Genomic DNA, 7,661 nt, shown 5'->3' on the forward strand with positions numbered 1-7,661 from the left:
GCAGCTCCTACAGGTGTACGCCGAGCCCATTTGGTTCGTGCGGGTGTACACGAGTCCCTGTAGCAGCTGGCGAAGGTTCGGGCCGCGTTCGGACGATCTTTTGATCTTCAACCCGGGTTGACTGCCGAGCCCACGCGGCTCAGGCTTCCCGTGGTTTTTTAATGGATCCTATTTCACCAGGGAGACAGTCGATGCCCTTCGTAACGATTGATGGACAAGCGCTTCACTACCTAGATCAAGGCACGGGCCCGGCGGTATTGCTGGCCGGGAGCTACCTGTGGGACCAGGCCATGTGGGCGCCGCAGATTGCGGCGCTGTCGCAGCACTATCGGGTCATTGCCCTGGACCTCTGGGGCCATGGCGAGTCCGGGCGGATGCCCGAGGGCATGACGTCGCTGGATGACGTGGCGCGTCAGGCACTGGCATTGCTCGATCATCTGGGCATCGACCGCGTCACGCTGGTCGGTCTTTCAGTCGGAGGCATGTGGGGCGTTCGCCTGGCGCTGTCGGCGCCGCAGCGGCTCAACGGGCTGGTGCTGATGGACACCTATGTCGGCGTTGAACCGGAACCGACCCGCCAATACTATTTTTCGCTGTTCAAGCAGATCGAAGACAGCGGTGAGATCTCGCCGCAACTGCTCGACATTATTGTGCCGATCTTCTTCCGTCCGGGCATCGATCCGCAGTCGGCTTTGTATCAGGATTTCCGCGCCAGGCTGGCTGCATTGCCAGTCAACCGGCTGCGCGAAAGCATCGTGCCGATGGGGCGGATCACGTTTAGTCGTGATGATTTGTTGCCGCGCCTGGCTCAGCTGAACCCTGAAACCACGCTGTTGATGTGTGGCGACCAGGACAAACCTCGGCCGCCATCGGAAACAAGAGAAATGGCCGAGTTGATCGGTTGCCCGTATGTGCTGGTGCCGGAGGCGGGGCATATCTCCAGTCTGGAGAACCCCGAGTTTGTCACTGAGGCGCTGCTGAAGTTTCTGGCCGACAGAAATCCGTGTAGCGCTTGATTAAAAAGATCGTCCGAACGCGGCCCGAGCCTTCGGACGATCTTTTGATCTTTATTTGGGCCCGAGAATCTTCAGCAACTTGTCCGGCGATGGCGCGCCTTGCTGTTGTTGCAACTGGCCCTTTTCATCCATGTAGAAAATCGCCGGAGTGGCGGCCAGTTCCAGGTCTTCCATCAACTTCATGTTCGCCGCCAGTTTCGCCTGAATCGCCGGCGGTACGTCTTTCAACGCCTTGAGCGAGCTGCCCTTGCCGGATTTCTCGTGTTCTTCCAGGGCTTTCTGCGGGTCCTTGGCGGCCAGCAGCGCGGCGGATTTGCCGGGGCTGTCTTCGCGAATGATGCCGACCATGATGTGCCGCAGCTGCACCTTGCCGGCCTGGACCCACGGCCGTGCCTGTTCCCAGAACATGTTGCAGTACGGGCAGTTCGGGTCGCTGAACAGGTAGACGACCCGTGGTGCGTCCTTATTGCCGTCACCGATCCAGCTGCTTGCTTCCATCTTGCCCCAGACTTCCTTGGCCATCGGCGCGTAGACCAGTTTTTGCAACGGCGCACTGCTCAGGTCATTGCCGTCGGCATCGTACAGATTGCCGAGCAGCACATGTTTGCCGTCCGGGGTCAGGTACAGCGTCATGCCGCGGTTCTGGTACTGCGCCGCGTAACCGCGCAGGCCGTCGGGCGCGTCGAAGGTACCGACGATTTTGGCGCCCTTGGCTTCGATCTTCTTGATCGCTTCAGGCAGTTCTTCGGCCTGTACCGACGGTAAGTGCAGCAGGGCGGCACCCAGGGTCAGTGTCAGCAGGTGGCGGAGGCGGAGCATGGCAATTTCCTTGAAGGCGTGGCCGAGGTGGCCGGGTTCGGGGTGTCGAAGTGTTCCAGGGCGCGGGCCAGGCTGGCTTCCGACAACTCACCCAGGTGACTGCCCAACAGATACCCGTCGGGGCTATAGAACAGCGTAGTCGGCAATGCCATGGAACCCACGGCCTGGCTCAATCGACCGCTGCCATCGAACAGCACGTTGGTCAGGCTCAGGCCCTGGGTTTCGAGGAAGGTGGCGACGCTCTGCATGCTTTCGGTCTGGTTGACGAACAGGAAGGTCAGGTCCGGGCGCTGTTGCTGGGCGTTTTCCAGCACCGGCATTTCCCGGCGGCACGGCGGGCACCAGGTGGCCCAGAGGTTGATGACCAACGGGCCGCCCTGGTAGTCGCTGAGTTGGATGGTCTGGCCGGCGGCATTGCGCAGGGTGATCTGCGGCAGGCGCGTGCCTTGTTCGTAAATACCCAGGGAGAAACTCGCCAGCAGCCAGAACGCCAGACCGCTGGCCACGCCAAAGCCCAACGGCCGACGCAAACCCGGTTGACGCCAGCCTCGGTACAACGCAGCCAGCAAGAGCACGACCACCCCCGGCCAGGCGAGAAAACCACCGTCGCGCAGGTCGATGATCTGCCACGGATCGTTGCGATACTGTGCCCAGTAGGCAATCACGAAGCCGACCCGGGCCGCCAGCATGCCCAGCAGGAACAGGCTGAACAACACCGATTCCGGGTTCTCGCCGCCACGCTTGGCCACCCGCCAGCCGACAAACGTCGCCAGCGCCAGGGCACTGATCAGCAGCAAATGGTTAAGCGCGATGGCAAAGGTGCCGAGGGTAAAGGTCAGCATTAACGAGCGTCTCGGGTGGTGGTCCAGCGTTGCAGGAAAGTGCCGGCATCGACCTCGCCGGTGATGCGCTGGCTGCGACGCTCTTCGCCGTCGGTGCCGATCCACAACAGGCTCGGCGGCCCCGGCACTTTATAACGGCCGAGCAGTTCGCGGCTGGCGGCATTGTCGGCGGTGACGTCCAGCCGTAGCAAGCGCACATCGCTCAGCGCATCCAGCACCTGGGGTTTGCCGAAGACCTGTTTTTCCATGACTTTGCACGACACACACCAGTCGGCATAGTAGTCCAGCAGCACCCATTGGCCCTGGGCCTTGGCCGTGTCGAGCTCGCGTTGCAGGGCAGCGGGCTCCTTGATCGTTGTGAATGCATCATGAGCACTCGGCGCGACAGCGCCGGTACGACCGGCGCTGTACACCTGCAACGGCTGATACGGATCGTCACTGCCGCCCGCCGCACCGACCACCAGCAGGCTGCCCCATAAGCCCAACAGCAGCGAACTGGCGCCGAACAGATGGGCAACGCGGCCAAACCCCTGGGACTGCTTCCAGGCGCTATAGGCGGCGATCAGCAGCAAACCGCCACACATACCGAGCCACAGCGATTCATCCAGCACCGGGCGCAGCATCAGCAAAGCCGTGGCGAGAAACAGGAAACCGAACACACCCTTGAGCAGGTTCATCCATGCGCCAGGTTTAGGCAGGAAGCGATTGCCGACGGTCACCAGCAGCAACAGCGGCACACCGATGCCAACGCCCATGGCGAACAGAATCAGCCCGCCGTGCAGCGCATTGCCGCTCTGGGCGATATAGAGCAGGGCGCCGGCCAATGGGGCAGTCATGCACGGTCCCACCAACAGACCGGACAAGGCCCCCAGCACACCGGCGCCCATCAGGTTGCCACCGCGCTGGCTGCGTGAAACATGTTCCAGCCGATCCCGTACGGCCACCGGCAATTGCAGTTCAAAAAAACCGAACATCGGCAAGGCCAGCAGCACGAACACCGCCGCAAAGCTGCCCAACAGCCATGGATTCTGCAGCAGCGCTTGAAGGTTCGCGCCGAGCGATGCCGCCAGAACACCCATCGCCGCATACACCAGCGCCATGCTGATCACATAACTGCCGGCGAGGGCAAAACCGCGTTTGGGCGTGGCACCACTGCCAACGATCAACCCCGCCAGAATCGGCAGCATCGGCAACGAGCAAGGGGTGAAGGCCAGCAACAGGCCCAGACCAAAGAACACCAACAAGCTCCAGCCCAGCGCACGTTGTTGCAGGTCACTGGCCAGGGCTTGATCCGGTGCTTCGTTGACCACAGCAGTGGCAACATTGCCGCCCAGGTCCACGACCTGAGTCTGCGGTGGATAACACAAGCCGGCATCGGCACAACCCTGGAAACCTACCCTGATCTGACCGGTGGCACCGGCCGGAATCTTCAGTTCCAGACCCTGACGATATACCGGCTGTTCTCCGAAGAACCCGTCACTGTGCGTTTCACCTTCGGGTAACACAGGATGCTGCTCCCCAAGCAAGCCATCGAATTTCAGACGCTTCTGATAGAGGTAATAACCGTCGGTAATCTGCCAATAGAGCTGTGTTTCACCTGAATCGAGGCGTTCGGAGGTGAAGACGAATGCCTTTTCCACCGGCAGAAATTCAGGTTTGGCTTCGAACGGATTGGTCCCTGCCTGGGCTACACCCGAGATCAAGAGAACGAAAAATAGAAACAGTCGACGCATGGGTAAGCCTTATCCCTGTGCAAGTGAGGAGCACAATGGGTGGCGGCGATTAACCGATGATTAACCGCCGCCGGCCGTCTACGAAGTCGCTCATATTGGGTAATGCCGTGTTTCTGCGTAAGCGATGCGCATCATCGGTAACTTTAGCCAATGATTGGTAGCGCCTGGCCTTGAGCCTCAGCCCCGCAAAAGTCCGGGCCAATTGCTGTCATTAATTTTCACAGGGCCGGTCTCTGCCTTGTTGTCCTTGAGGTTGTACCTGATGTATTCGTTGTTCGTGAGAAAAATGTAGTAGTAGGTGTCGATAAGGGGGGCGTCGTTTTGTACCGCCGCTATAATTCGATCTTTATGTTGTGAAAGTCCTGGCCAGGAGTCGGGCGTTATCGGCAGTCGTGTGGTTGTTTTTGTGGTGTAGTTAAAGGTGATGTAGTGTCCATCATTCATCAGGAATCGAAATACATTCTTTGGTGCAAAAGTATCCCACCACGTGCCAGCAACTATTTTGTCAAAGTAAGGAAGTAGGGAATGCCATAGGGAGTTTTCAAGGCGATAGTTTCCGACTGGCTTGTCAAGGTCCTGATCATACTTGCAGACCATCGGCGTATCGCCGCCGTAATAGAATAGCCACAGAATATCATCGCCTCCGCCCCAGGAACCTCCCAGTGCAGGAGCTGTGAATCCGAAACGCAGGTTTTTGAGTTGAGCATGAACGGCTCCCCAATTACCGGATGTAATGTTGGCAGGATAACCCTCTTCAACCGTGTTCGAGCCAATATCAAATCGTGAATATTGATTGGTGTCTTTGAAGAAGAAATAGATTTTATCTTTTCCGGAGCGCCAGTCGACGGCAACAAAGTTGTTGAGTTTTGGCATGGTCTGATTCCTTTCAGTCAAGTTGGGTTTTGTTTGGGTTGTGTTTTTAAATGGGTGGTTGGTTGTAGTTTGTGCCGGGTTCAGATTATCGCGATGTAATGCTATTCGGTATGATTTTTTAGAAGGAGGTTGTTTCGGTTTGAAACCGGGCTGTGTGCTGCCAACTAAGCTGATGCACTGAAATGATCAGGCGATTATCAAATACCCCTCTGATACGCTGGTGCGACGGCTGAACGGCAGCAATGCTTCTCGTCGGCAGTGGGCCTTGCCATAATTGCGGCTTAATCCTCAGCTGCTTCACTCGCTTTTTTGTCCTGGGGGCTCCCATGCATGTACTGGTTTGCGAAGACGATGAGCTGATCGCCAGCGGTATTGTTGCCGGCCTGTCCGCGCAAGGCCTGACCGTCGAGCACGTCGCCACCGCGTCGGCTGCCCGGGCGATGCTCAAGGTGGCTGAGTTCGATGTCATGGTGCTCGACCTTGGCCTTCCCGATGAGGATGGCCTGAAGCTGTTGCAGCAGTTGCGTCACAGTGGCCTGGAGATTCCGGTGTTGATTCTCACGGCGCGGGATTCGGTCACCGATCGCGTTGACGGTTTGCAGGCCGGGGCCGACGATTACTTGCTCAAGCCTTTTGACCTGCGCGAACTGGCAGCGCGCCTGCACACGTTGCTGCGGCGAGTGGCGGGGCGCAGCGTTAACCTGATCGAGCACGGTCGTTTGACCTACGATCCGAGCAGCCGCGAAACCATGCTGGGCGGCCAACCGGTGGACCTTTCCCGTCGCGAGCAATCGCTGTTGCAAGCCTTGCTGCACAACCGTGGTCGCGTACTCTCAACCGAGCAACTGAAAGACAGCGTCTACGGTTTCAACGATGAGCTGGAAAGCAACGCCCTTAACGTCCATATCCATCACCTGCGGCGTAAACTCGGCAATGGCATTGTCGAGACGGTGCGTGGCCTGGGCTATCGCCTGGGGCCGGCCGATGGCGGAGAAGAATCGAAGTGATGAGCCTGCGTTTGCGTCTGAGCCTGACCCTCGGCGCCGCGTTTGCGCTGATCTGGGCCCTGGCTGCCGCCTGGATGCTAAGTGATCTGCGCAACCAGATGATGTTTTCCCTCGACCAGCGGCTGGTTGCCTCGGCGCGGATGGTCGCCGGGTTACTGGAGCAACTGCCGGCATTGCCGAGCAAGGGCGAGGGCACCCATTTCAGCGCTGAACAACTGAATATCCCCGGCGGCATGGCCTGTCAGGTCAGCTCGTTGCGCGGCGAGATTCTGGCCCGCAGCCACAGCAACCCCGAGCAAGCGCTGGAAGCCGAGAAAATGGGCTTCCACGATCAGATTATCGACGGCGCGCCATGGCGCAGTTTCACCCTGGCGCGGGGCGATGTGCGCATCACCACCGCCGACCGGCAGATCGAGCGTGAAGCGCTGAACATGTCCATTCTGCTGGCGGCTTCGGTGCCGGTCGGCGTGGCGCTGCTTGGCTGCCTGTGCCTGTTGTGGCTCGGCATCGGTCAGGGGCTGGCACCGCTCAATCGTATGCGCGATGCGTTGATGCGGCGTAGCGCCGATTCTCTGGAGCCATTGCAGATCCAGCCGTTGCCCAGCGAATTGCAACCGCTGCTGGAAACCCAGAATCAGCTGTTCCAGCGCATCGGCAAGACCATCGAGCGCGAGCGGCGCCTGACCGGTGATGCTGCGCACGAATTGCGTAGCCCGCTGACAGCGATCAAAACCCATCTGCAAGTGGCGCGCATGACCGACGGTGCCGCGCGGGATCAGTCCCTGGCCCGGGCCGAAGAGGGCGCCGACCGCCTGCACCGTACCCTTGAACAATTGCTGCTGCTGGCGCGTGTCGAGGGCAGCTTGTCGTTCGATGATGGCGTGCAGTGCAGCGCTGAGCAGGTGGCGAAACTGGCGATTCAGGATGCGGCCAGCGGCGATCGTCAGCGGATCAAGTTTCAGGTGCCGGTCAGATTCTCCGATGCGCCGCTGCAAATGCCCGCAGTGCTGTCGATTGCTGCATTGCGCAACTTGCTCGACAACGCCCTGCGCCACACGCCGGGCGATAGGGCGGTGGAGCTGAGCCTGGAAACCAATGGCAATCGTGTGCACTTTTTGGTTCGCGACCACGGCCCGGGAATTGCCGAAGACGACTTGCAACACCTGACCCAACGCTTCTGGCGCAACGGCCAGAGCACCGGTTGCGGCCTCGGCCTGGCGATTGTCCAGGCCATCGTCCAGCGCTGCGGCTGTACCCTGCATTTCGACAGCCGGTCGGATGGCTTGCGGGTTGAATTGACGATGCCTCTGCAACCCATCTAACAGACACCCCAAAACCCCTGTAGGAGCTGCCGAAGGCTGCGATCTTTTG

Annotated in this window: 7 protein-coding genes; 3 read left to right on the forward strand and 4 right to left on the reverse strand. The window is 59.6% G+C overall.

Annotated elements, in window-relative coordinates:
* Positions 1-191 precede the first annotated feature (191 nt).
* The gene (locus tag AC1D2Q_RS14855) at positions 192-1,016 is read left to right on the forward strand and encodes an alpha/beta fold hydrolase (protein ID WP_477813648.1); all 825 of its coding nucleotides are present in this window, start codon (positions 192-194) and stop codon (positions 1,014-1,016) included.
* A gap of 51 nt (positions 1,017-1,067) precedes the next feature.
* On the opposite strand, the gene dsbG is transcribed toward AC1D2Q_RS14855, so the two are convergent.
* From dsbG to AC1D2Q_RS14875, 4 genes are all read right to left on the reverse strand, one after another.
* The gene (dsbG, locus tag AC1D2Q_RS14860) at positions 1,068-1,835 is read right to left on the reverse strand and encodes a thiol:disulfide interchange protein DsbG (protein WP_477813649.1); all 768 of its coding nucleotides are present in this window, start codon (positions 1,833-1,835) and stop codon (positions 1,068-1,070) included.
* A complete protein-coding gene (locus AC1D2Q_RS14865; protein WP_477813650.1) occupies positions 1,811-2,677 on the reverse strand; it encodes a prolipoprotein diacylglyceryl transferase family protein in 867 nt (288 codons plus the stop codon). Before AC1D2Q_RS14865 ends, dsbG begins: the two co-directional genes overlap by 25 nt.
* On the reverse strand, positions 2,677-4,410 hold the full coding sequence (gene dsbD / locus AC1D2Q_RS14870) for a protein-disulfide reductase DsbD (RefSeq protein ID WP_477813651.1): 1,734 nt from the start codon (positions 4,408-4,410) through the stop codon (positions 2,677-2,679). The genes AC1D2Q_RS14865 and dsbD overlap by 1 nt, the downstream gene beginning before the upstream one ends.
* 177 nt (positions 4,411-4,587) lie before the next feature.
* Positions 4,588-5,283: a hypothetical protein gene (locus AC1D2Q_RS14875; RefSeq protein WP_477813652.1), complete on the reverse strand. Its 696-nt coding sequence runs from the start codon at positions 5,281-5,283 to the stop codon at positions 4,588-4,590.
* A 326-nt stretch (positions 5,284-5,609) separates the two neighbouring features.
* On the opposite strand from AC1D2Q_RS14875, the gene AC1D2Q_RS14880 reads away from it, so the two are divergent.
* Both AC1D2Q_RS14880 and AC1D2Q_RS14885 read left to right on the forward strand, forming a co-directional pair.
* Positions 5,610-6,290, forward strand: a complete 681-nt coding sequence (locus AC1D2Q_RS14880) for a response regulator (protein ID WP_477813653.1) — start codon at positions 5,610-5,612, stop codon at positions 6,288-6,290.
* Positions 6,287-7,612 (forward strand): ATP-binding protein, encoded by a 1,326-nt coding sequence (locus AC1D2Q_RS14885; protein WP_477813654.1) that lies wholly within the window; start codon positions 6,287-6,289, stop codon positions 7,610-7,612. The genes AC1D2Q_RS14880 and AC1D2Q_RS14885 overlap by 4 nt, the downstream gene beginning before the upstream one ends.
* The last annotated feature ends 49 nt before the right edge of the window (positions 7,613-7,661 follow it).

This window comes from Pseudomonas sp. P1_A1 (assembly GCF_056406935.1).